Raw genomic sequence first — 2322 nt, 5'->3', positions numbered from 1 at the left:
TCGGCTGGCGGCGCTGGCCCGCGCCCGCCGCGGCGGGGGTGGGCCCGTCGCCGTCCTCGGCGCGCGGCTGCGGGGTGACGTCCTGCGGCTTCTGCTCTCCCTCCGCGTCGGCCTTGGCCGACGCGGAGGCGCGCTTGGCGCGCACCCGCTTGGCCAGGGCCTTCATCTGCGGGTCGCGCTCCTTGAGGTCGGCCACCAGCGGGGTGGCGATGAAGATCGAGGAGTACGCACCGGCCGCGAGGCCGACGAACAGGGCCAGCGAGATGTCGTTGAGCATGCCCGCGCCGAGCGCCCCGCCACCGATGAACAGCAGCGCGCCGACCGGCAGCAGCGCCACGACCGTGGTGTTGATGGAACGCACCAGGGTCGAGTTGAGGCTGCGGTTGGCGATCTCGCTGTAGGTGAAGCGGGTCTGCTTGGTGAGGTCCTTCGACGCTTCCTTGAGACCGTCGAAGACGACGACGGTGTCATAGAGCGAGTAACCGAGGATGGTCAGCAGACCGATCACGGTACCCGGGGTGACCTCGAAGCCGACCAGCGCGTACACCCCGACCGTGATGGTGAGGTCGTGGATGAGCGCGATCAGTGCGGCGAGCGCCATGCGCCATTCGAAGGCGATGGCGAGATAGATCACCACCAGGATCATGAAGATCGCCAGACCCTGCCAGGCCTTGTTGGCGATCTCCTCACCCCAGCTGGGGCCGACCAGCTGGGTTTCGATCTCGCTGACCTTGACGTCCATCTCCCTGGCGAGCTTCTCCTGGACCGGCAGGGCCTCCTTGGTGCCCAGCTCGCTGATCTGGATCCGCAGCCCGCCACGGCCGAGCTCCTGGACGACCGCGGTGTGGCCGCCGGACGCCGACTCCGCCACCTCGCGCGCCTGGGAGGCCGACACGCTGGTCTTGGGAGTCTCGAAGACCGCTCCGCCGGAGAACTCGATGCCCAGGTTGAGCCCGCGCACCGCCAGGCCCACGATCGCCGTGATGGTGATCAGTATCGAGACGCCGTACCAGAGCTTCCGCTTGCCGACGAAGTCGTAGCCGACCTCGCCTCGGTAGAGCTTGGCGCCGAGAGTGCCGAGTCGTGACATCTCACGCCTCCTTCGGGTCGGCGGGGGCGGGGGCGGTGCTGCGGCGGCTGCGGCGCAGCGGCGGCTTGGCGCCCAGGCGCCGCGGATCCAGGCCGGACCACGGGTGACCGCTCGCGAAGAACTTGCGCCGGGCGAGGATCGTCATCAACGGCTTGGTGAACAGGAACACCACCACGACGTCCAGCAGCGTGGTGAGGCCCAGGGTGAAGGCGAAGCCCTGCACCTTGCCGACCGTCACGATGTAGAGCACCGCGGCCGCGAGGAACGACACGAAGTCGGACACCAGGATGGTGCGCCGGGCGCGCGGCCAGCCGCGCTCCACGGCCGGACGCAGCGTGCGGCCCTCGCGGATCTCGTCCCTTATGCGCTCGAAGTACACGATGAAGGAGTCGGCCGTGATACCGATCGCGACGATCGCACCACAGACGGCCGGCAGGTTCAGCGCGAAGCCGATACCCGGGCCGAGCAGCACCATGATCGTGTAGCTCAGGACAGCGGAGACCCCGAGGCTGGCCAGGGCGATCAGCGCCAGACCCCGGTAGTAGACGACCAGGTAGACCACCACGAGCGCGAGGCCGATGGCGCCCGCGATCAGTCCGGCCTCCAACTGCTCACCGCCGAGCGCGGCGGAGACGGTGGTCTCGTCCGCGATGTCGAACGACAGCGGCAGCGCGCCGTAGGACAGCACGTTGGCCAGGTCCGCGGTGTTCTTCTGGTCGAAGTCGGGGCCGGAGATCTGGGCCCGGCCGCCGACGATGGACTCGTCGACCCTGGGGTCGGAGTAGACCTCGCCGTCCAGGACGATCGCGAACTGGTTCTGCGGCGGCTGCTGCTTGGCCAGCTCGCCGGTCACCTTGGCCCACTTCTTGCCACCGCTGCCGGTGAAGTTGAGCTCGACGATCCAGCCCCCGCCGCCCTGGCTGTCGTAGACGGACGCGGCGTCCTTGACGTCGGTGCCCTCCACCTGGGACGGGCCGAGGATGAACTTGCGCGAGCCGTCCCGGTCACAGGCGACGACGGAATCGCTCGGCTTGGCGCCGGCGGCCTTCTCCCGGGCCTTGGCCCGGTCCTGCGGGGTGGTGCACTCCAGGTCCGCGAGCTGCTTGGTCAGATCGTCGGCCTTGGCGGAGTCACCCTTGGGGGTCTCGGTCGCCTTGGGCGTCTCGCTCGCCTTGGGGCTGCTGGAGGCGCTGGGGCTCTCCGAGGCGCTGGGCGTCTTGTCGGCCTTCAGG

General features: G+C 69.3%; 2 protein-coding genes. Both read right to left on the bottom strand.

Features of this window, described 5'->3' with window-relative positions:
- Positions 1–1090: protein translocase subunit SecF (secF, locus tag ACWDSL_RS53065; protein WP_450496911.1), on the bottom strand; the 1090-nt coding region annotated here is incomplete at its 3' end.
- Position 1091: 1 nt separating this feature from the next.
- A partial coding sequence (gene secD / locus ACWDSL_RS53060; protein ID WP_450496909.1) for a protein translocase subunit SecD occupies positions 1092–2322 on the bottom strand: 1231 nt, incomplete at its 5' end.

Source organism: Streptomyces sp. NPDC000941, assembly GCF_053599555.1.
The sequence above is the reverse complement of the archived record's forward strand: the minus strand, read 5'-3'. Positions and strand labels throughout refer to the sequence as shown.